Consider the following 20,143-nt stretch of genomic DNA (forward strand, 5'->3'; position numbering starts at 1 on the left):
CCACCAGCCAAAGACCTTAGCACCATGCCAGCACTGATAGAAAAACTCGACCCTTACCACTACCGGTACTACTCCGAGAAATTGGAGCAATACCGCTCGATCCTAAGGTATGACAGGGAGGGGGTCGACGCGCCTTTGCTGAGCTTGAAAAGCGCTGATCAGGCGAAGCTGTTTTCAGTGCTTGGCCTCGATTTCAAGTCGCTCAGGATCCGCGATCTCGGCGATTTGCGACACATCCAGTCACGCCATGATGATGACTTGTTCAAGCCTGCGGCGAAGGTTACTGTGCTTGCAGCCTCGGATGTCATACCGCCTCTGGCTGCTGAGGCGCCCCAAGCGCCCATCACCCCGGCGCAGTACCCGACACCTGAAGCTGATGAAACGCTCACCTCCAGGCCAGGTTTCTTGAAAGCCCTGCAAGGGCTATTCACATTCAGCAAGGACAAGTCGGTTTCTGTCGATGCCCAGCTCCAGCAAGAACCTGGCGCGGAATCCGCCCAACCCTTGACAGCTTCCACCCCAAAGTTCCGCCCCCAGGAAATGGATTCGATGCTGGCGAGAAAGTCGCTGACTGGCATACTGGCCTACGCCCTGGAGCGACGTGAACCAACGATCGACTGGCAGAGCTTGCTTGATTTCTATAACCAAGCCAGCCCAACGGCGCAGGCATCGCTAGACAGACTTTTCAAGCTCCTGACCGACTGCAGCATCCCTGAGCTGCTTACACCACCAGGCTTGGAATGGGGGAGACCGTGTCAGATCAGCGAAGGGGCATCCCGCAAAGACATCATGGGTCGCACATACATTGAAAACGAGAACCAGCATTGGCTGCGAGAAGATCGCTACATCCAGCGCTACTTCGTGTACGCCACGCTGGAGGAACATAGAAAAAACAATTCTGTTGATCGCGTGAACAATGGGATGACTCTTGATTTGACCAAACATCGATTTGTAGAGCGCATTCAACTGGTCGGCACCACGGGCTCGCTCGAAGGCGCCATTGAGGTGGCCCTGCTGGTAAGCAGGCAGCTTCCCAATCAGCAGCATGAGGGCGCTCAGTGGGCCGCAGCCCTGAACATCTATGAGGGGCCTTTGATCACCCGGAGCGATCCAGCCCTGCTCTCGGCGGAGATCCAGCACGAGCAGGTCGATCTGGCTGACAGCACCGTGATCGAGTCCAGGCTCAATTGGCAACGTCCAGATAACCCGAGCATGGACAAGGTGCTGATGGATACCCTGGCCATACTGGGGAACGAAGAGTCGTTGGCCGGGTTCCTGGAAGATGATCTGAACCTTTAATACAAGTCTGCACGGTTTGAGAAATTGCACTCGTCCAGGCAATACGGGGCATCATCGCTCACGATTGCTTTGGTGCTCACGACCGAGCAGAACACGATCAAAGCGATGAGAAGTGACCAGGCCCATTTGTTCAGACAAAGCTCATGCCACAAGGCTTTGAAACCAATGGCGAAGTGAATGATCGCGTGAAAGATGACCAAAAACCCAAGGGTGACAAGAAAGATCGGTTCTCCAGCGATCCATAGGCCTCGATACACTGAGGCCACCAGCCAGGCAATAGTAGCAACTAATAAGAAAAGCCAAGTGGGAAATGCCATTAGGGCCAATGGAACATTTGCCAGGTAGCGCTCTCGGCGATCGAAGGCTTCATTCACCCTCGCTACAACGCTGGCCTGATATACTTCGCCTTCGGATCCTGACTCCAGCTGACATTCAGCAAAACCCAGCGCGCCACCCTTGAGCAAAACAAGCTCCTGGCGACGGGCCTTCTGCATGGCCTCGATCTTCGCTTGAACAGCGGGGTGCAGCGCGACGCTTTCAACCCCCGGTAGTCGAGTGTTCATTTCTGACCTCCAATATTTTCTCAAACCGATTTGCGGTAATGCCGCGATATTACCACGGAAGAATCTGAACAAAGGCTTGGCACACGGCCCAATTTTAGGTATACTCGGTATCATTAAATCCCAGCGGAGACCGGTCATGTTTCAACGTGAAGAGTGGACACTGTTTCGCAACCTGAGCACCATCGGCCAGAAGGCGGGTGTCCCGCTCGATCGCCTGGCGGAGATCTGCTGCAAGGAGCTCGTGGACAACGCGCTCGATGCCGGCGCTAAAGCGACGATTGACCGCACAATGGAAGGCGTTGTCATCACCGACAATGGCCCTGGTATCTCGGCTGACCCGGATTACATTGTACGGCTGTTCTCGATCAATCGTCCACTGATTTCCTCCAAACTGATCCGCCTGCCCATGCGCGGCGCCCTGGGTAATGGCCTGCGTGTCGTGGTCGGCGCTGTCCTGGCATCCCGAGGCACCCTGACGGTCGAAAACTTCGGCCTGAAATTCATTCTGACGCCCCAGAACGACGGCTCCACTTCGGTCGAGACCGAAGCATCCTCGGTATACAAGGGCACTCGCATCACCTTGTGCCTGGGTGACGCCATTCCGGTCAATCGCGATTCGCTCAGCCTTTCCGAAGTGGCCATCAGCATGGCGCCGCTGGGTGACGTGTACAAGGGCAAAACCTCCCCTTGGTGGTATGAGGAGGAGGCCTTTTTTGAAATGTTCGCGGCCAGCGGTGATCGCCCGGTCGAAGACATCCTGGAGCTGTTCCACGGTATCAAGCCTGCCTTTGCCCGTGACCTGGCCAATGGCCGGATCGCTTCACAGATCGACCACCATGTGGCGCGCAACCTGTTGATCGCCTTGCGTGAGCAGTCGACCAAGCTGTCGCCCGCCAAGCTGGGGAAAATGGGCGACGCATTCTCTGGCTTCGGTTATCAGCACATGAAAGGCGAAATTCCGATTAAGAGCGCGGGGATTGCAGGCAGCCTGCCGTACAGCATCGAGGTCTATGCGGTCTCGAACGATGACGCTTCGGACACCATCACGTTGCTGGTCAACCGCACACCAGTAACCGGTGACCTGCGCATTTCCCGCATCAAGCCGTCGACCAAGGTGGGTATTTTCGGCTGCGGGCTATCGCATGGCTTCGAGGTGGGGCGCAAAGGCGTTACCCTGTATGTGAACATCACCACCCCGTTCATGCCAATCACCACAGACGGCAAGGAACCTGATCTGTTGCGTTATATTGTACCACTTGCAGAAGCGCTGAAGAAAGCTTGCGCCAAGGCCCGACGCCTGGCGGCCAAAGACAGCGCCGGCAAGGTCATCTCGCAGCGCTCGGTCATCGCTGACAACCTCGACGACGCGATCGCCAAGGCGAGTGGCGATGGCAGCTATCGCTACTCCCTGCGCCAGTTGTTCTATGCGGTAAGACCCTACATGCTGGAGGCCTTCGGCAAAGAGCCTGACTACAACTACTTCGCCCAGATGATCACCGACATTGAAGCCGAGCGGGGCGAAGATTTGCCGGGTATCTATCGCGATGCACGCGGAACGTTGTACCATCCGCACCTCGGCGAAGACATCCCGCTCGGCACCATGAACGTCGAGAAATACCAACGCCCAGCCCACACCATCCGGCACGTACTTTATCTCGAAAAAGAGGGATTCAATAACCTGCTAAAGGATACGAAGTGGCCGGAGCGCAATGACTGTGCATTGTTGACCAGCAAGGGCTTTGCATCAAGGGCCGCACGTGACGTCATCGACTTGCTCGGCGACTCCGAAGAGGAGTTGTACTTCTACTGCATTCACGACAGTGATGCCTCGGGCACGCTGATCTACCAGGCATTGACCGAAGCCACCCGCGCCAGGGGGGCCCGAAAGGTAAAAGTGATTAATCTTGGCCTTGATCCCTGGGAGGCGGTCAATGTAATGGGTCTGCAGGTCGAAACCTTCAAGGAAGCGAGCGATTCGAAACGCAAACTGCCGGTCGCCAACTATGTCCATGAATATGACGGCGAAGATGGCAAGGGCTACTGGGCCGACTGGCTGCAGACGCGCCGGGTGGAACTGAACGCCATGACCTCGCCACAGTTCCTGGCATGGCTGGACAAGAAGTTCGAGCCGTACAAGCAGAAAGTCGTGCCGGATCACCAGGTATTGCGCAGCACATTCAACGACCAGGGTAGAAAGGCGATCGAGGCAGAGCTGGCCAGAAAGATTCTCAAAGAGGCCGGGTTCGAAGAACAGGTGGCCAAGGCCATGGAGCACCTCGCCCACGCAGCCGGGGAAGTAGACTTCGAGCAGATCGTGCGGGACGGCCTGGAAGAAGTTCCGGAACACCGTTGGGACAACCCGCTGGGGCAAGTGGCTGACCGGATGGCCAAGCGCACGGTCGGTTGATCAACTGGTAATCAGAAAGGCCGGGGAAACCCGGCTTTTTCATGCCCGCAGCGCAGGGGCAGCGCACCCGGCAACTCACTTCAGCTGGGCAAATTTGCTATCAATATGCCGCTTATTTGACGTCAAAAGGCCACTGTTTCAATATCCGTGATACTTCGTCATAATTTAGTCACCTTTAATACAGGAGGCTGTTGTGACTGAATATGCTTTAATTGATCCGGATATTGAGCCGTTTAACACAGTCCTGGGTGAATCAGGGGCTTCCCTGCAGATGCACATCATGCGTGGCACTGAATGCCGAGCTGGTGCACCGCTGGAGGACGGACAATGGGAGTATCGCCTCTTCGCCAACGGCGCTATCGCTCTTGTTCTCAGGGATGCGGTCAGTCGTATCCCGGTCAGGAATGAACTGGGCGAGACCATTCTGGCGTCCCCTGAGGCGATTTCTCTGTCCATGAACCTGCTCGCGCTCAAAGATCAGCAGCAGTTGGTACCGCTGGAAGTCGCCACCCGACTTGAAACCCTTTACCGGGCGTTGAAGGAAGCGCTGATCCAGGAGCATTCCACCTTGATTCTCTCAGGGCTTGCGCCCGACCTGCGTGCGCGAAAACCTGCTGATCGCAGGGAAGGGCGTCTGCGCCCACACCGGGAAGCACACAGCATTATTCAGATGGAAGGATAGGGTTTTGTCCACTGGGTCGCTCGCGCTACCATGTATCAAAGGAGATCGCCATGAAAGCTGCCGACAACGACCCACTGGTACCGTTAAAAAACCTGCTGCATAGTCGCGCCGAAAAAGCCGCCCTTGCACTAGAGCCTGATGATGGGATTGGGCCGATCATGTGCAAACTGGTTGAGGCAGGGATCAAACTTGATGCGGACAAACCCGTAGCCAATGCCTGGGCCAAAATCCTGGGCTCGGTGCCGGCGATTCATGCGCTGCTGAGGGAGGGCGCTTCCCCCTACTGGGCATCCGCAGCGAAGGTTGAGAGCCGGTTCGGCGAACCACTGATCCTCGGCCATCATCCAGGCATTGCGTCATCTGCGAGCGCCCGTTCGATGGTGCTGGCACTGGGCATGCTGCAGTGCACCTCAACACTGGCCACCAATGAGCACATGGTAGCCTCCAATCTGCTGCGCATGATGTTACTGGGCGTGATCACTCCGTATCATGTGGCGACTGACCAAATCAGCCCTCGGTGGAAACAGCTGCTTTGCCAGCCCGCAGTGCAATTGGCGATTGCGGATGAACTCACCCGTCAGCCTGGCGGGCAGGCCTTGTTGGACAACCCGGAAAACGTCTTGAAAATGGGCGTGATGTTCCAACAGCTTGGCGCCCAGACTGTCGTTGAGGCACTGCAAGACCATCCTTTGGCGCAAGCGCTGTTTACGCCGAATGTCATCCGTGACGGCGCCGTGACCAACCTGGTCATCCTGAGCCTCGATCTGCCTGACGCAGACAAGGTTGCCCAGGTGCATGAAGCGGTAGCGCGCTTTCTGGGGATTGAAGCACTCGATGAGATCTTCGATCAGGCCTTTGCCCACGCCTGCCAGACCCCAATGACCAACGAAGGTACTGGTGTGGCAAGGAGGGTGTTATCTCTTCGCCTGGCCAACCTCTCGCAGCTGGGGGTGGGCTCGCAAGCACAACCTTGGCTCGCCCAGGCCGCTGCCTTCCCCCTGGATTCGGCTGATCCAGAATCTCAATTCCACCTGCAGCCGTTCTGGCTTGAGCTGGCCAGGTATCCTGAGCTCATGCAAGGCCCAACCCGGTTCCTGCAGCGCCTGACGGACAGTAGCTTCCTCAAGGGCACCCTGGATACTATGGGAGAAAACGCCTGGGCACAGATTTTCAGTGCTGCCTGGGGCACAGATGCTGCTCAATCGTCACATTTGGAAGTACTCACACGCCTGAATGCCCAGGAGCTAGCGTCATACCCTGTACTGCGCAAGGCCATGCTTGGCGTTATTGAGCGGGAGATCGTGCGACCCGAAGCGTCGTTGGCTTTCTTACAGAAAGATGATCTTGATAAAATCTGGGATGGCTATCGCAACGCTGCGGTGAAAATCTGCGGCATGGTTGGTCTGTACTTGGCGCCAGATTACTGCACAGAAGCCGCTGCGGCCTGGTTTGACCTGCTCAAACATGCCATCTGCCAGCAAGCAATGATTGCAAAGCTGCCTCGCGATCCCGTGTTGCTTGCTAAATTGGATGACGCAGGATTGGAATCAGCCTTGTCTGGGGATTTGGGCCTCTGAGCTGAAGATCTGGTTGACTTCGATTAGCATGGTCTGTCGCCGGCAGATCCTGAGCTCCGCTTGCCACTGGACTAACGCAAGATGCAGGCGTGCAACCAGAATCAGGTGTGCGGGTTCCTGCAATGCTCAGCCGGGTTGCGCCTGGAAGCTAGGCGCATGCCCCGGCTGAGTGGGGCTTAGCAACTCAAGTCTTGCTCAGGTTGCGTAATGATTCGAAAGTCCGCTTCGTTGCGGTAGCTGCGATGGCCCTCGGCCATGTCGATCAACCAGAGCTTGCCTTCCTTGTCCTTAAGAAAATCGACACTCCAGTACCCTTTGAGGCTGCGTGTAATGCGCTCTGAGGCGTTGATCATGAAATCTAGGTCTTTCCCTGTAGGGGTGGATATCGCCTTCAGGGCCTCTTGCCAGGCGGCAATGGACGGTTTTTGAATTGAATCGACTGGCCAGTACGGCTGGTATCCTTCGATGACGCCATCGCGAGCGAACACGCGGTACTCTTCCGTGACCGGCATTTGGCCCTCAAAGGCCGTGAAGACCGGGGCAACATCAATCATTTTTCGAACAACCAATTCGGGGGTGAATGTCTCAATGCCGTTCATGCCCTGGAAGTTGAGTAGCTCGCATACGTGAGCCAGGATCGTTTGCGGGTGGCCATCGGGCAAGGCACAGGCTTCTGACCAGTAATGCTTTGCGCTGGTGAAGGCCGTTTTGATGAACAGCGGGTAGCCATGCTCGGTACCGAACGTCTGAATGGCCTGCACCAATGCATCAATTTGAGTTTCAACCTGGGCATCGGCGGGTTTGCCGTCAAGCAGCGTGCTCTGAAGCTCTGGGCTCAGCGTGATCGTAGATGTCTTGGGATGGCGGATACCAGCCACTTCGACGGCGGGAAACCAGTTGGAGAATGCATTGGGGTTGGCCTGACAACGCTCGTAGGCTTCGGCCATCATGGTCTTCATTTGACTCTCGTCAAACTCAGGAATTACAAACAAACTGTCCAGGTCAAATGGGGTTTTTCCGGTCATTGCATAGCCCTCTTTAGTTAGAGCTATATTGGCATAATCAAGGTTTAAATTGGTAGAGGGGAGGGGCCATCCTGGCCAATGTTCCATTAGGGCCGAGGCAATACGCCCATACTCTGGATATCTGCTTCAAGCTCTATAACCAATTCGGCGATGTCGGGATATTCCGATTTGAGCCAGGTGCTGCTAACGTAGAGGTGTCCCAGGTAGGCAGTAGTAGGGCTACCGGTTTGCTCGCAGGCCGAGATAGCAATCATGGCTTCATTTTCAGCGTCGGCGAGCGCTGCCGGCAACAAGATCAAGCCGTCCTCGGTGATGGCGAACGACCGGGCCCATTCTGGATAGCGGGTGTCAGATGTATTCTGCGTTACATACCATTTCATGTTACCTACTTCACCCTCGTACCTGAGAAAGCGCCGCATGTTAGCGACTACTGTCCAAAATTGATACCCACTATGTGCGGCAAGCACGATCCATCAAGGATGGCATTTAGCCACAAGGTGCCCCTATGAAAACCGTACAAAGCGCCTGTTTTCTCGCGAGCTTGCTGGCAGATGCCACCACTGGCCGGCTGATGCCAGCAGACATGAATCGCCCCTATGTTTGGGAAAAGGCGCATGTAGAGACCCTGTTTGATTCAATTTTGAAGCAAATCCCGATTGGTAGTTTCTTGTTGTGGCAACCAAACGGAAAGGCCAACCTGTCTCAGCTTTCACGCAGCCGGCTTGGGCCTGTCGCCATCCTCAAGGATCTGCAAAGTCATACCCCGCTCAGCCTGCTCCTGGATGGCCAGAACCGCCTTGCCTCTCTGATGTGGCTGGCGAATATGAGGCCAGATTTGGTCACCGCTCAACTGTCAGGCACAGAGAAAGCCACGTGGGGATCGGGGGAGGCGCTGGTGTTTGACGGGGATACAGGTTCTGTAATCTTTGTTCCCAGTGCTTTGGCACAAGAGGGGTTGCGCGTGCCCGCATGGATGCTGATGCGCTCAATTTCAGCGGAACAGTCTGTGGCTACGCAAAAGGGTCTCGGCAACTGTACCTGCATTGGGAGACGTTCAAGTCGGAACACGAAATCGATCTGTTCCTTACACAGTTTGAAGCCGCTGCAGAGGCCTTCAGGGATGCCAGGGTCACCGTGACCACCATTGAGGATGCGACAGCAGAAGAAGCCAGAGCGATTTTCCTCAGGATCTGCCGTGTTGGCGTACAAATGAGCCAAGTTGATTTCGACCGGGCGGTAGGTTGGACACCTAAACCACCGGCAGATGTTTCTCCTGAGCCTGAATGTCCGTAAGATGTGCGTATTTTCATCTCATTAAGGACACGCCGGCATGACTTCTTACACCCCTGACAGTTCAAGCAATGACTTCGAGACGCTGTATAGGGCAGCTATCAACAGCGATGAAGTTGGGGGCGTAGCCCGCGATACGGCGCAGAAAGTCGTTGAGCGGTTCTTTGAGAACAAAAACGACGGACAGCTTTCAGACCTTACTGCTCAGATTCAGGAGGCAGCGGGTGATCGCAACATCGACCGCATCTTGAAACTTACGGAAGAGCTTAAAAGGGCCAAAGACACCGAGCATGAGCGGGCGATGCGCCTGGTGAAGTTCGCCGAGGAGTTCACATTCCAGGAGCTCTTGCAGGCTTTCCCTAGCGACTTCAAAGACCTGGCCTACGAAATTGGCCTGCTGGTGATCCAACACACCCAACAAGGCATCGCCAAAAGCAAGCGCCGTGGAGGCTCAGCGTCTGGATCCCGACGTGTCAGCCGGCACAAGTACCTGATCTCCAGGGGTGATCAGACCATTGAGGCCGTCAGCAACGTGGGCTCGCCGAAGAAGCCGGGGGCTGAGCGTGAATTCTTCGAGTTCATGGGCTTCACCGTCTCGGAAGACGGACGCTCGTTGCAACCGCCAACCTTTGTCAACATCAAGGGCGAGACGGTTACCATCGTGTCGAAGAAGGCTGTGATCGAAGACCTGATGGCGGGCCATGATGCTTGGCTGAGCAAGGGCTACAGCATCAAGGTGCAGGAGCAGACACCTGAACCATCCGGTGCCTGATATCAGTTCAGATCAAAGCCCCACGAGCCCGCCTCCGGGGCTTTTTTTCTGGCAGCTGACTTTTTGATCACGACATTGTCGTTGTCGTCATAGCTGATGATGCTGCGGGCTTCTCTCTTGAGCAGCTTCAAGCAATGTTCAGGGTTCAGCTCTGTCTCAGAAAGGGCAACGATGGTGATTCCCGTTGTCTTAACGAACATGAACATGTCGGGTTTGTTTTCGGTGCGCTCAGGGTGGAAGTAGCGCTCAGTATCGTAGAGGTTGGTAATGGACTTCTTGTATTTGAACTGGAAGAAAACCTCGCGTTTGCCTTCCCGCAGCTGACAACTGAAATGATCACCCACTTTGAATGAACCATTCATGATGTCGTCCCACACAGGATCTACGGCGGTGTTCAGTTTAAAGAAGTAGTTGCCATCCAGGGTCTCTTCATAGATGTAGGCAAATTGATTTGCCCGGAAGGCTTTGAGCAGCGCCGATTTGATGTCGCCGAAAACAAAGGTCATGCGTTGTTTTTCAGCTTTGATCTCAGCTTCAAGGGAAGGGTGCATTAGGGGTACTCCGCGTTCGAGTGTCGAGGGTACCACAGCAGAGGGGCGCGTTGTAGGTGGCGCGAAAGCAGGGTACGCCTGGCGAATGGCTGACTTGCTTCAAGCATGACAGAAGTCGAAGCCAGGTGTCATGAATATGTTCACAGAAATGGCGCGCCTGGCCCGATTTGAACGGGCGACCTTTCCCTTAGGAGGGGAACGCTCTATCCAGCTGAGCTACAAGCGCATGAGGCAGTGCATGGTAGCGAGTGTCGGACTCGAACCGACCTAACAGGGGAATGAACCCAGTGGCATCACCCGACCGCCGAACTCGCATAACATGGGTGTATGAAGCCCAGACTTCATTCCCGGCTAGCCAACCATAAACCTTATGGTCAGTAGTGGACAATGTTTTCAGGCGAAACACTCTCCACTACAGCCTGAATTTCAAGTGGTTTCTTTCACTTGGCGCCCCAGGGTGCGCGAATTTAAATGACACTTGCAGCTTACTTGTGCAGCATATGCTGTCGCCAGATCTTGAGGCGAGCCAGGATCCTGTGGCGTTGGAGCCAATCGAAAATGTGTTTGCCGGCAAAAGCACCGAGCGAGAACACTGTCAGGGCGGTGACACACACTAAGACCATGACACTGACAATAACGGATTTGAGTGCAAAACCAACGCTATTGAACATGGAAGCACCAACATGAGTTGATGTAGCTGAAAGGTGGAGCGGGTACCGAGAATCGAACTCGGATAGTCAGCTTGGAAGGCTGGGGTTCTACCATTAAACTATACCCGCGCATTCATTTGTTGATCGACATGGGAAAACAAGCCATTCAACTAAAATGGTGCCCTGAGGGAGACTCGAACTCCCACACCATTGAAAGTACAACCACCTCAAGGTTGCGCGTCTACCAATTTCGCCATCAGGGCTTTTGTTACTATTTCAAATCTTAAGCTAGATTTGATCTCAGGTCAACAGCCTAAGCTATTGATTTTCATCGAATATGGCGGGCAAAAAGAGATTCGAACTCTTGGACGAGTTACCCCGTCGACGGTTTTCAAGACCGTAGCCTTAATCCACTCGGCCATCTGCCCGGAAAGCATGGGCTGTTGTCAGCCAACACTTTGGTTTGTCGCTCGAACTGGGCCCGGTCGTGACTTCGGGCTGTAGAAACCACCATCCTACTTATTGCTCAGTGGGGCGGTTCGGCTAGGTGATGAGGTCTTTCAGACATCGCCCCCACCGAAACGCTGAGCTTTTCTCTCCCTCGATTACCCGGAGCTGGTGGTTGCCGCTCTCTTGAATCCCGGAAAAGCTGCCTGACTACAGGCTTCCTTTCGAGTTCTCACTATATTGTAATCGCTGAAGACCGTCAATACTCGATTTGATATTTTATTGATTCTACGAAACTTTCTGGAGGATGCTGCTGGGCCGCCCCTGCTAGCAGGTTATGCCAGGAGTGGGTGGGGGCGCTGTGCGGTAACAACATGGGGCAGAAATTTCTGGTGTGCCGAGGCAAGCCCGCGTAGGATTGCGCTTTCGGTTTATATTGCTTACCCCGACATTGACGAGCCGCTCCACAGCCGGCCACAGGAGCTTAGATTGACCACCCTTGAGAATCGGCTTCCCAGAGAATCGTTCAGTAAGGCGCTTGCGCGTATGTGCAAGAAGCTCGATGAGGCGCCTGAAAGGCTTGTTTTAGAGAAGTCAGCCTTCTCGGGAAATTTCGAAGCACGCATCACAATCACCAGCCTTTGGGTGGTTGGTTCCTATGCCCGAGGCGCTGAGCACTGCGGTGATCTGGATGTGGTGATAAATTGGCGGAGCGGCAATGGCCTGACACCATCCACTCAGGCAGTGAAGAATATCTTCTTTGGCCCGGTACCTCGCTTGCAGTGCTTTAGTGGAACACCCAAAAACAACAGCTCGTACGTCGCTTTCCCTGATGCGGTGAAAATATGGTCAGGGCCCGGCTGCAATTGGGAAAAAGCTATCGAAAGCATCAAGGTTGTGCAGGGGGCAGGGCGGGAAGCGCGTGAGACAGATCTGATACCCTTGCGCCCATGCCAGATGAATTGCTGTTGGGATGGCCTTCACAATGTCGTCGAACAATTGAAGTCAGGGATCTTGGAGCAAGAATTTGTTGCCTTCACACCTGAAATGATCACTGCGGATGTTGGTGCAGATCTGGATCCCACGGCCCGGTACTTGTTCTCCCTTCAGAGCAAGAAGTCACAGGCTCTAATGCCGCCTATTGTTAGACTCATGGACAAAATAGAGCCCAACCTGAGGTGGTATTACGAAGGAGGCACGTCTCTTCGCTGCGGCGGAAGCCTGATTCGCCTGGGGTTGCCCTCAATCGATCTGCATCTCCTCATGGCGGACACCGGAGTCAGGCAATTGGTGATCATTCCCCACCTGAGCGCCCGTGGGCCAAATGGCGCCTGGATTTTGCGCAGGGGCCCCAACCACCCGGATGCACTGACCTTCGGGCAGCGGCAGGCTTATGCATTCACGTGTGGTGGCAAGCCGGTGGTACAGGCGAATTATCAGGTCGACTCGATGCCGCATTCGATTTGCCTTCTTGAGCTGTACAAGTCGGAAAGCGCCGCCCAAAGAAAGCGTGGCAAGGCAGAGAAGGGACTGGCCGAAGAAGTGGCAATCAGTTCGATTCAAGGTCAAGAGCTCCTCAATTCCATCATGGGGGTGGATGCTGTGAAGATCGGACGCACCATTCACGCGCTCTCACCTCGCGCCAAAGGGGCGTTGAGAAAGCCGATTTCAACAATCTTCAGCACTGTCGCTTAGGGATCATTGCTCGCGTGCTCGGCATGCGAACGACCTACTGGCCTAGCAGCCATAAATATACGACCGAAACGCTGGGATGCGCTCGGTGGCTGTCCTGCAGTGGACTGCCGCATTCTCGCAGCGATTGAGCATATCAGGATGATTACTCAGTACGGCCTGCACCTTGAGTTCTGAGCGACCCAGGGCTGTCATGAATAACATCTGCACCTGAGCCAACGTCTGCGCGCACTGCGCCAGGAACTCTACCTCTAGGAACTCGAAACCTGCAAGGACGGCGATAGGGAAATTCGCCTTCACTGCAGTGGCGTCAGCTGCAGTGCCGGAAGCTCGATCGCTGACAAAGTTGACGATCACACCTTCATGCGCCTTCCACAACGCTTCGGCTTCCGCTTCATCCCCTAGCACCACAAACACAGTTTTGTGCTCGCGCTCGGCCATCAACAATACACTGTCCAGTTGGCAGGACATACCAGCAACCAGGGCATAAGCGACATTGGCATTGTCGAACAGCTCGATCAACGTGGCGATTTCGTCCCGTACCCCCACAACCAGACCACCTGAACGCCACACACTGATGTCCTTGAACATGACTTGGTGCAAGGCCTTGTGTCGCATGTGCGGGCTCCTGGCCCTGACAAGCAAGGCCTGCGATACAGACACCTCGAAATTGGCTGAGTACACCAGCTCTAGCGCATCGTCCTGAAGGATCGCGGTGGGGGTGGGCATTTGAAATCACCTGAATTATGGGTGTTAATATCGGAATTTACGATAATTACCAAACAAAAAGGGGGTTACGCCTATCGGTGCCCAAACCTTCTGCACCGATCGCGAACCCCCTTCTTGCCAGCCGAAGCTGTAGGTTGCTATTCCACCCTGAAGTCACGCCGCAAGCGGCGCTGGTACGGTTTCATAAGAGCCCCAGGGAGTTAACCAGCTTCCCCCTGGTGCTGAGGGTTAATCAGTCACCCACAACCGCTCGACCTTTCCCCATCTATGACGCTACACGTGATTGCGCCGCGTCTCCGGTGCCAGTGGCCATGACGGATTACCTCTCCCTCACGCGCCCTCGCTTCAGTCAACCCACAGAGCGTAATAGCGTCATCGGTAGGGGGTGGGCCTTCCCCTGGCGATCTACTGGAACGGTGGGTAAAGCATGAGCCCGTCTCCAGCGCTAGTGGGGGCGGTACCGGTTTTCGAACGCGCCGCAGCGCGAACAGATTCCGATCATCCACCCCGCTGCCCATTCTCGGCGTAAAAGATTGACACGCAACCTCAAGGGCCGAACATGGACAGGTATGGTGCCGCCAATAGGATTCGAACCTATGACCCCCTGCTTACAAGGCAGTGGCTCTGACCAGCTGAGCTATAGCGGCATATTCTGTACTGATGATCCAATCTACCTTTTCTGTCGATCGTCGTCAATATATATCTAAAGGTGGCGGAAAGCGAGGGATTCGAACCCCCGTGACCCGTAGGTCGCACCGCTTTCGAGGCGGGCCCATTTAGCCAGGCTCTGGCAGCTTTCCTTAACTCGGTGCTCAGTGCGCTGGCAAAGCCGCCTCGGGCTTGCACGTGTGCTACACTGAGCGATAAAGTAGTGAAATTCCCATCTCAGGTACCAGCCAATGCCAACACCTCACTCCGCCCCTGGTTCAGCCTGCACCCGCGTGAGCCCTGAAGACTGCGAAGCCATCAAGGCCTGGTTTGAGTCCCCCGAGGCGGGCGCCGCTTTACAAGCGGCTGCACAGGAAGCGCGTGCAACGATCGCCAGGATGCGCCATGAATGCCGGATTGACTGGCGTGAGCTGCACCGGCCTATCGTGCGCATCCTGCCTTAGAGCTTAAATTGGTGCGGAGGAGGGGACTCGAACCCCTAAAGCTTTCGCCGCCTGAGCCTAAATCAGGTGTGTTTACCAATTTCACCACATCCGCGTTTTACAACAAAAATGGTCGGGATAGGAAGATTCGAACTTCCGGCCTCCAGTCCCCCAGACTGGCGCGCTAACCTGACTGCGCTATACCCCGTAAACTTGTCTTATACTCAATACCACTCAATTATTGTGCCAACCAAATGGTAGAAGTAAGATAAGGCACTTGCACTTTGACACCCTTCGACAGATGTCCGTATTATGCACAGCCACATACATGGACGGTACAACTACATATGGTCGGAGTACCAGGATTTGAACCTGGGACATCCTGCTCCCAAAGCAGGCGCGCTAACCTGGCTGCGCTATACTCCGAATTATTGCATAAACCTATGTTTCATACCAAGACCTTTGACGGGGGAGTCGAACCCCTTTGCCCAGCCAGGCACTTTCTTGGATTCGAACCAAGCCGCTGCCGGTTAGTACCGGCGCACCACCAATGGATCAAAGGCCTTGGTATGAAACATACAACTTGTTGGCGGAGAGTCCCGGATTCGAACCGGGGAGGCTGTGACACCTGGCAGGATTCAAAGCTGCTACTTTAGACCGCTCAGACAACTCTCCGTAACTGGTGCTGAGGGCGGGACTCGAACCCACGACCTGCGCCTTATGAGGGCGTCGCTCTACCGACTGAGCTACTTCAGCAAGACTCGATGTCATGGCCATGTTCCAGCCAAAACACATTAATAATCAGGCATTTGCGATGGAAGCTCGAAATGCCAAAAAGGGCTGCTAGACTCAGGCCTACGGCCTGCAGGGAACCCGTTTCTCCCTGTTGATCCTGAGGTCGAAGGTTCAGCAAACCCTCCACTTGACCACTCAAGTTCTTCATCAACGATGAACTAGCGCATATGGCGGTGATGCAGGGATTCGAACCCTGGATACCTGTGATAGATATGCCTCCTTAGCAGGGAGGTGCTTTCGGCCACTCAGCCACATCACCATATAAACTTCTGTCAGATTGTATAAAGAGCGGTAAATCTTGAATCGAATGTGGCGGTGAAGAGAGGATTTGAACCTCCGAACCTGTGACAGTTACCTGATTTCCAATCAGGCCCATTCAGCCGCTCTGGCACTTCACCGAAAACTTTTCCAAGGCATTAAAAAACCCGGAGCATGTCCGGGTTTTTGGATACTGGATCCCGGACGGCGTGTCCGAGATGCGAACACGCGATACTATGCCATTGGTGACGGCAGCGTCATTGTCAGACTAGATGGCATACTTGGCATGTTCATGGGTAGTTCCTCGTGCATATGTCTAATAGTAGTCACTGCTTCGAATTAGTGTCAACAGCCTTTTTCAAAAAAAGGGAAATATTTTTTCAGCTTGACCTACCACAAACATTGCGTATACTTGGTGTACGTTAACTGATGCGATGGAATCACCGCCATGCAGTATATCAAGCCGGAAAACCTGATCTTTCATAACGATGCCCTGGTGACCCTTGAGGTACTGCGTGAGCATACCCTGGGGTGTGAAGGTGATGAGGCTGTACGCCTGGGCATTCTTTCTAAAATCGATCGCCGCATTGCCGAACTGAAGGCCTCAGTTTTTGAGCGTAGGGAGGCCAATGGATCTATTCGGGTACGCCATCCCGCCATCGGCGTCCTGTGTATCGATCACGAAACCCTCAAAGAGCCGACCCAACTGTTCGCTTCCCATATCAAAAGCCTGGTGGCCTTCACCATCACCATCAGTCGTGCTGACGCCATCATTGGTGTCGATGGGCTGATTGATTACGAGCCCTATGAAGAGATTGCGCGCTTTAAGATGACTGCATCAGCGTTTAGCGAACTGATTACAAGTCCTGGGCGTGGCCATCATCCGGCCACATTCGAATTCGCCAAGTACTACCGGATTGATCCCTACCTGCCGGATGCCATGGCCAATTCAAAAACACTGTTGGCCCGCAGTGTGGAAAATTGTCTGGATGGCACGCAAGAGTGGCTCAGCAACCTGGCAGGACTTATCTCCGAAGCTGCTGAAAAATCTGCCAAGCCAACCCTCAAAGCCGTTGCTGAGATGCAGAAATACACGTCCATGCTTGAGTTATCGGTGGTCGCAGGCCCTGGGTACAACCTGGCACGCTTAGCCGAGTTTGCCGAGGTGGTTAAGGCCCACAGTCAGCAGGAAATCGAGGCGCTCATCGCCCTCCACAAAATGAATGAGGAGTCTCGTTGATGCGCTCAATTAATACTGCCGTGCTATCGTCCCTGGATCTTTCGGTTGCCGAGCTTGCGTTACTGGCGCCCACCGCAATCAAGCGACACGCGGAGCATGCTGCCAAGTACAACTACAAACCGGATCCGAAGCGCTCATTTTCGGAATGGTTGGCGCTGTACGGGCCAAAGGGTCTAAAGGTTGAGCAATACATCGATATTCAGCTCATGCACGCCCTGGCCACCCGCCATAAGCCCTACACATCTGTTCGCGAAGTCGAAACCAAGCTATTCGCACAGGAATATGGCACCCACCACAGTAGCTATGGCAGCATTTCCCTAGGTGCGCCCTCGTCGAGTCGAGTCGCACTGGTTGGCACCTCAACCATGTCCAGTTATTTCATGCAATTTGACATTCAGTTCGGCCAGTTGGCCGTCCGTGATGGCGACACCCCTCATCTGATGGACAACATAGGTTTGATTCGGGCAGCCATGTCTGTTGAGCAGTTCTCGCTTTTGATTCGCGGTGGCAGTGGGGTCAGGGCCCCAGCCAAGCTTCAAGTTATTCCTGAGGGCTTGGGAGACGACCCGCCCGCATTGAGTCCGACCTCTGCCAAGCGCCAGGATTTTGAAGGTGCAATTCGCCAAGCGGCACAACCATTCATTCTGGCGATGAAAGCGATCGCAGAGATCCTGGGGCAGGACTTGTCCAAAAAGGCGAATCGTGTGGCTTTGGGCGAGGCCGGTAAGGCGGCACAGCTCGCGCTGGCCGAGGTGCAGGGGCAGATTTCGGCAATGACCGTGGCGGCGAGCCAGGAAGAAACCGAGCGGGTGCAGCGCCAATTCGACGCGGAAATCGCCGAGCGCCTGCAATCGATGGGGATTGAAAACCTCAGTGCAATCATTCCCCGGCTGACCTGACGGGCCTCCCCCTGAGTGAGCCCCAACTTGCACCTGCAACTGGGGTTTTCTCGTGAAGACCGCTAGAGCCCAATCTCACTCTCCAGGTGCATCGTCAAGACGCGCTCGCTGACGTGGTCGAGCAGGTAGGGGAGCTTGATGATCTTGAATACCCTGTCAGCCAAACGCGGATTGCTGGCATACGTGAGCACCAGGTCTTGCGGGAGCGCCTGCAGAATAAGCGCCGCAACAGGTGCGGCCTGCTGCTTGGCACCGGCCTCAATCAATTCAGCAAGTTCCGCCAACGGCTGTGGTTGCCTGTCTTTAAGCCCTAGGTAGATGTAGCCGCCGACAAGGTATTGCTTCAAGCCAATGAACCAATCGGCGCCGTCCGCGATCAGTCGGGTCATCAGCTGATCATCCCCATCCCTGGCTTTTTGCTCACGGCGGAACATCGCCTGGATGATTTCATGGCCGCCATTTCGGGCGAATTCGGCTTTGTAAATCGGCTCCACTGTTGCCCAGGCGCCAGACGGAACGGCGCCAATGCTTGCGCCCAGCCAGTCTGCGAAATTCATGCTGGAATACGCTGCAGGATGGTCTTGGTCGCCGCCAGTAAGCATGAAATTCATAACGCGGCGGGAATATCCTGGTTCGCTGACCTGGCATATCGCACCATGTTTTCTGCGTCCATGTAACGCCGGATGGAGCGTATCCCCTGCAGACTCTTGAATGCTTCAATGTCACCGGCCCTGGCCACATTGAGCAGTACTGCATTGATGTTGGTGCCATTGTTAAGGAGTTTGCGAACGTCTGCGACCTTGCGCAAGCTGCCATTCTGGAAGCGCATGACGCTCTGGGTAAGGGGCAGGGGGTTGAGGTGATCCAGGCGGTAGCTGCGACCTTTCTGCTGGTGGATGATCGCGATCATCCGTTCGCGAGTGTCTTCTTGTGTCAGGGCTAAGGCGCAAACCTTGTCAAAGGCGGAATCTACCCAGCGTTCTAACGTCGTTGTGCGAGCATGCTTGTCCGGGACATGACCTGGAAACTCCTGCTCGATCACCACATTCGCCAGCTCGCTTTGGCCAGCGTAGAGTTGCTTTGCCACCTCCGAGATCACCTTCTGACGAGGCTCATCCGCTCTCCAGGCCATCCACTCAATCACCTGTGGTGCAATCCCGGTTAGACACGTCGCGTCCTTCCGGGCATGCCCGGCATCGGCAAGCTCGTTAAATTGAACTTCGGTCAAGACGAAGGAGGGGGTCGGCGTAGCAGTCATACAAACTCCATCTGCATCGGGATTTTCTTCTTGAGATAGACCTATTATGCTTGCTGCCCCGCACTGGGGTAAATCACCAGGCAGTTGACACCATTAGGTATACTCCGTATACTTTAATCACCACCTCATCAAGGATCGTGCTCATGAAAATGCTCAAGCTGCTAGTTGCCTCCGCGTTGCTGTCGGTCTTGGCGGGTTGTGCAGGCCTAACCTCGAACTCTGACAGTTCCGTCGAATACACCTATGCAGGCGTGCCTGACGCCATGGCTGATCACTGGGTGGGGGCGGCCACTGAAGACGGTGGCAAGGAGAACTGGACGTTCGCCATGGATTTGCGCCAGAAAGAACTCAGCCTGGTGAACTACTTCTCGCAGAACTGCACCGCCGTCATGAAGTACCAACGCACTGAGCCTAATGGTGGCCTACTGTTCCTGCAGCAGCGCAGCTCGGGCAACCAGTGCTTCGGCAACCACTATGTCCGCCTTACGCAGATTCAGCCCAATACCCTGGAATATGCCTTCTACACCCTCGAAGGCAAGAAGAAAGCCAGCGGCCAGCTCAAGCGCTCCAGCACCACCGCCTTTCATGTGAACATGGATTCGCGCCTGGTGGGCACCTGGAAAGGTACGGCAGTGCTGGTCGGCGGCAAGTCCACGCCGGCTGTTATCACCATCGGCAAGACCCAGACCAGTTCTGCCAGCTACGATGCGTGTGGCAGCAGCCGCCTGTACTACCGCTCGTTTGTCAACCGCTCGGTGGCATTTGAAGAGCAGGCCAGCAACGGTCAGCCAAGTGCCTGTGTTGGCCAGATCACGACCTTCAACTACATGCCTGACGGCACGCTGCGTCGCATCAACCTCAACGCCAAAGGTGAGCGGATTTCGGCGACCTACTTCACCAGGGTCAAATGACCTGGAT

The 20,143-nt window shown here is 54.9% G+C and carries 17 protein-coding genes and 13 tRNA genes; 10 read left to right on the forward strand and 20 right to left on the reverse strand.

Annotated features, from left to right (window positions below):
* Nucleotides 1-24 precede the first annotated feature (24 nt).
* On the forward strand, nucleotides 25-1,299 hold the full coding sequence (locus DV532_RS27915) for a hypothetical protein (RefSeq protein ID WP_056798677.1): 1,275 nt from the start codon (nucleotides 25-27) through the stop codon (nucleotides 1,297-1,299).
* Here the strand turns inward: DV532_RS27915 and DV532_RS27920 are convergent.
* A complete protein-coding gene (locus DV532_RS27920) occupies nucleotides 1,296-1,862 on the reverse strand; it encodes a hypothetical protein (RefSeq protein ID WP_056798674.1) in 567 nt (188 codons plus the stop codon). The genes DV532_RS27915 and DV532_RS27920 overlap by 4 nt on opposite strands.
* Between DV532_RS27920 and DV532_RS27925 the strand changes: the two genes are divergently transcribed.
* The 3 genes from DV532_RS27925 (at nucleotide 1,855) to DV532_RS27935 (ending at nucleotide 6,528) form a co-directional block, all read left to right on the forward strand.
* The gene (locus tag DV532_RS27925) at nucleotides 1,855-4,269 is read left to right on the forward strand and encodes a hypothetical protein (protein ID WP_256659150.1); all 2,415 of its coding nucleotides are present in this window, start codon (nucleotides 1,855-1,857) and stop codon (nucleotides 4,267-4,269) included. The two genes, DV532_RS27920 and DV532_RS27925, sit on opposite strands and share 8 nt — an antisense overlap.
* A 193-nt stretch (nucleotides 4,270-4,462) precedes the next feature.
* A complete protein-coding gene (locus DV532_RS27930) occupies nucleotides 4,463-4,951 on the forward strand; it encodes a hypothetical protein (protein WP_056798668.1) in 489 nt (162 codons plus the stop codon).
* Between the two features lie 50 nt (nucleotides 4,952-5,001).
* A complete protein-coding gene (locus tag DV532_RS27935) occupies nucleotides 5,002-6,528 on the forward strand; it encodes a hypothetical protein (protein WP_056798666.1) in 1,527 nt (508 codons plus the stop codon).
* A gap of 176 nt (nucleotides 6,529-6,704) precedes the next feature.
* On the opposite strand, the gene DV532_RS27940 is transcribed toward DV532_RS27935, so the two are convergent.
* Both DV532_RS27940 and DV532_RS27945 read right to left on the reverse strand, forming a co-directional pair.
* The gene (locus tag DV532_RS27940; RefSeq protein ID WP_056798663.1) at nucleotides 6,705-7,553 is read right to left on the reverse strand and encodes an ATP-grasp domain-containing protein; all 849 of its coding nucleotides are present in this window, start codon (nucleotides 7,551-7,553) and stop codon (nucleotides 6,705-6,707) included.
* 86 nt (nucleotides 7,554-7,639) lie between these two features.
* Nucleotides 7,640-7,933 carry a hypothetical protein gene (locus DV532_RS27945; RefSeq protein WP_156675917.1) on the reverse strand — a complete coding sequence of 98 codons (294 nt, stop codon included), beginning with the start codon at nucleotides 7,931-7,933 and terminating at the stop codon, nucleotides 7,640-7,642.
* A gap of 125 nt (nucleotides 7,934-8,058) precedes the next feature.
* Between DV532_RS27945 and DV532_RS27950 the strand changes: the two genes are divergently transcribed.
* A complete protein-coding gene (locus tag DV532_RS27950; RefSeq protein ID WP_120715478.1) occupies nucleotides 8,059-8,691 on the forward strand; it encodes a DUF262 domain-containing protein in 633 nt (210 codons plus the stop codon).
* 192 nt (nucleotides 8,692-8,883) lie between these two features.
* On the forward strand, nucleotides 8,884-9,615 hold the full coding sequence (locus tag DV532_RS27955) for a hypothetical protein (RefSeq protein ID WP_056798652.1): 732 nt from the start codon (nucleotides 8,884-8,886) through the stop codon (nucleotides 9,613-9,615).
* Nucleotides 9,616-9,617: 2 nt separating this feature from the next.
* On the opposite strand, the gene DV532_RS27960 is transcribed toward DV532_RS27955, so the two are convergent.
* The 5 genes from DV532_RS27960 to DV532_RS27985 form a co-directional block, all read right to left on the reverse strand.
* Nucleotides 9,618-10,166 carry a hypothetical protein gene (locus DV532_RS27960; protein ID WP_056798648.1) on the reverse strand — a complete coding sequence of 183 codons (549 nt, stop codon included), beginning with the start codon at nucleotides 10,164-10,166 and terminating at the stop codon, nucleotides 9,618-9,620.
* A gap of 149 nt (nucleotides 10,167-10,315) precedes the next feature.
* Nucleotides 10,316-10,392: transfer RNA gene (locus tag DV532_RS27965), tRNA-Arg, on the reverse strand.
* Nucleotides 10,393-10,871: 479 nt separating this feature from the next.
* A tRNA-Gly gene (locus DV532_RS27975) sits at nucleotides 10,872-10,945 on the reverse strand.
* 47 nt (nucleotides 10,946-10,992) lie between these two features.
* A tRNA-Leu gene (locus DV532_RS27980) sits at nucleotides 10,993-11,079 on the reverse strand.
* A gap of 75 nt (nucleotides 11,080-11,154) precedes the next feature.
* Nucleotides 11,155-11,244 (reverse strand) — tRNA-Ser (locus DV532_RS27985).
* Nucleotides 11,245-11,752: 508 nt separating this feature from the next.
* On the opposite strand from DV532_RS27985, the gene DV532_RS27990 reads away from it, so the two are divergent.
* Nucleotides 11,753-12,958, forward strand: coding sequence for a hypothetical protein (locus DV532_RS27990; protein WP_056798643.1), 1,206 nt, complete (start codon nucleotides 11,753-11,755; stop codon nucleotides 12,956-12,958).
* 42 nt (nucleotides 12,959-13,000) lie between these two features.
* Here DV532_RS27990 and DV532_RS27995 read toward each other — a convergent pair whose 3' ends face one another.
* From DV532_RS27995 to DV532_RS28040, 10 genes are all read right to left on the reverse strand, one after another.
* Nucleotides 13,001-13,684 (reverse strand): hypothetical protein, encoded by a 684-nt coding sequence (locus DV532_RS27995; RefSeq protein WP_056798639.1) that lies wholly within the window; start codon nucleotides 13,682-13,684, stop codon nucleotides 13,001-13,003.
* Nucleotides 13,685-14,254: 570 nt separating this feature from the next.
* A tRNA-Thr gene (locus DV532_RS28000) sits at nucleotides 14,255-14,331 on the reverse strand.
* A 63-nt stretch (nucleotides 14,332-14,394) separates the two neighbouring features.
* A tRNA-Ser gene (locus DV532_RS28005) sits at nucleotides 14,395-14,484 on the reverse strand.
* A gap of 321 nt (nucleotides 14,485-14,805) precedes the next feature.
* A tRNA-Leu gene (locus DV532_RS28010) sits at nucleotides 14,806-14,890 on the reverse strand.
* Nucleotides 14,891-14,905: 15 nt separating this feature from the next.
* Nucleotides 14,906-14,983: transfer RNA gene (locus DV532_RS28015), tRNA-Pro, on the reverse strand.
* 140 nt (nucleotides 14,984-15,123) lie between these two features.
* Nucleotides 15,124-15,201: transfer RNA gene (locus DV532_RS28020), tRNA-Pro, on the reverse strand.
* Nucleotides 15,202-15,362: 161 nt separating this feature from the next.
* Nucleotides 15,363-15,450: transfer RNA gene (locus DV532_RS28025), tRNA-Ser, on the reverse strand.
* Nucleotides 15,451-15,455: 5 nt separating this feature from the next.
* Nucleotides 15,456-15,531: transfer RNA gene (locus DV532_RS28030), tRNA-Met, on the reverse strand.
* Between the two features lie 207 nt (nucleotides 15,532-15,738).
* Nucleotides 15,739-15,829, reverse strand: a tRNA-Ser gene (locus DV532_RS28035).
* Between the two features lie 51 nt (nucleotides 15,830-15,880).
* Nucleotides 15,881-15,968: transfer RNA gene (locus DV532_RS28040), tRNA-Ser, on the reverse strand.
* A 308-nt stretch (nucleotides 15,969-16,276) separates the two neighbouring features.
* Here DV532_RS28040 and DV532_RS28045 point away from each other — a divergent pair.
* Together DV532_RS28045 and DV532_RS28050 are read left to right on the forward strand one after the other, a co-directional pair.
* Entirely contained in the window at nucleotides 16,277-17,068 is a 792-nt protein-coding gene (locus DV532_RS28045; protein WP_056798636.1) for a hypothetical protein, read from the forward strand.
* Nucleotides 17,068-17,967: a hypothetical protein gene (locus DV532_RS28050; protein WP_056798635.1), complete on the forward strand. Its 900-nt coding sequence runs from the start codon at nucleotides 17,068-17,070 to the stop codon at nucleotides 17,965-17,967. The genes DV532_RS28045 and DV532_RS28050 overlap by 1 nt, the downstream gene beginning before the upstream one ends.
* A gap of 62 nt (nucleotides 17,968-18,029) precedes the next feature.
* On the opposite strand, the gene DV532_RS28055 is transcribed toward DV532_RS28050, so the two are convergent.
* Nucleotides 18,030-18,578: a hypothetical protein gene (locus tag DV532_RS28055; RefSeq protein WP_120715480.1), complete on the reverse strand. Its 549-nt coding sequence runs from the start codon at nucleotides 18,576-18,578 to the stop codon at nucleotides 18,030-18,032.
* The gene (locus tag DV532_RS28060) at nucleotides 18,575-19,225 is read right to left on the reverse strand and encodes a hypothetical protein (RefSeq protein WP_120715481.1); all 651 of its coding nucleotides are present in this window, start codon (nucleotides 19,223-19,225) and stop codon (nucleotides 18,575-18,577) included. Before DV532_RS28060 ends, DV532_RS28055 begins: the two co-directional genes overlap by 4 nt.
* Nucleotides 19,226-19,368: 143 nt before the next feature.
* Between DV532_RS28060 and DV532_RS28065 the strand changes: the two genes are divergently transcribed.
* Nucleotides 19,369-20,136 (forward strand): hypothetical protein, encoded by a 768-nt coding sequence (locus DV532_RS28065; protein WP_056798628.1) that lies wholly within the window; start codon nucleotides 19,369-19,371, stop codon nucleotides 20,134-20,136.
* The last annotated feature ends 7 nt before the right edge of the window (nucleotides 20,137-20,143 follow it).

It is taken from the genome of Pseudomonas sp. Leaf58, from assembly GCF_003627215.1.
Lineage (GTDB): Bacteria > Pseudomonadota > Gammaproteobacteria > Pseudomonadales > Pseudomonadaceae > Aquipseudomonas.

Excerpts from the sequence above, each read along its gene's own strand:
- DV532_RS27915 (WP_056798677.1), top strand. The coding sequence starts at position 25 with ATGCCAGCACTGATAGAAAAACTCGACCCTTACCACTACCGGTACTAC.
- DV532_RS27920 (WP_056798674.1), bottom strand. The coding sequence starts at position 1,862 with ATGAACACTCGACTACCGGGGGTTGAAAGCGTCGCGCTGCACCCCGCT.
- DV532_RS27935 (WP_056798666.1), top strand. The coding sequence starts at position 5,002 with ATGAAAGCTGCCGACAACGACCCACTGGTACCGTTAAAAAACCTGCTG.
- DV532_RS27940 (WP_056798663.1), bottom strand. The coding sequence starts at position 7,553 with ATGACCGGAAAAACCCCATTTGACCTGGACAGTTTGTTTGTAATTCCT.
- DV532_RS27945 (WP_156675917.1), bottom strand. The coding sequence starts at position 7,933 with ATGAAATGGTATGTAACGCAGAATACATCTGACACCCGCTATCCAGAA.
- DV532_RS27950 (WP_120715478.1), top strand. The coding sequence starts at position 8,059 with ATGAAAACCGTACAAAGCGCCTGTTTTCTCGCGAGCTTGCTGGCAGAT.
- DV532_RS27955 (WP_056798652.1), top strand. The coding sequence starts at position 8,884 with ATGACTTCTTACACCCCTGACAGTTCAAGCAATGACTTCGAGACGCTG.
- DV532_RS27960 (WP_056798648.1), bottom strand. The coding sequence starts at position 10,166 with ATGCACCCTTCCCTTGAAGCTGAGATCAAAGCTGAAAAACAACGCATG.
- DV532_RS27995 (WP_056798639.1), bottom strand. The coding sequence starts at position 13,684 with ATGCCCACCCCCACCGCGATCCTTCAGGACGATGCGCTAGAGCTGGTG.
- DV532_RS28045 (WP_056798636.1), top strand. The coding sequence starts at position 16,277 with ATGCAGTATATCAAGCCGGAAAACCTGATCTTTCATAACGATGCCCTG.
- DV532_RS28050 (WP_056798635.1), top strand. The coding sequence starts at position 17,068 with ATGCGCTCAATTAATACTGCCGTGCTATCGTCCCTGGATCTTTCGGTT.
- DV532_RS28055 (WP_120715480.1), bottom strand. The coding sequence starts at position 18,578 with ATGAATTTCATGCTTACTGGCGGCGACCAAGACCATCCTGCAGCGTAT.
- DV532_RS28060 (WP_120715481.1), bottom strand. The coding sequence starts at position 19,225 with ATGACTGCTACGCCGACCCCCTCCTTCGTCTTGACCGAAGTTCAATTT.
- DV532_RS28065 (WP_056798628.1), top strand. The coding sequence starts at position 19,369 with ATGAAAATGCTCAAGCTGCTAGTTGCCTCCGCGTTGCTGTCGGTCTTG.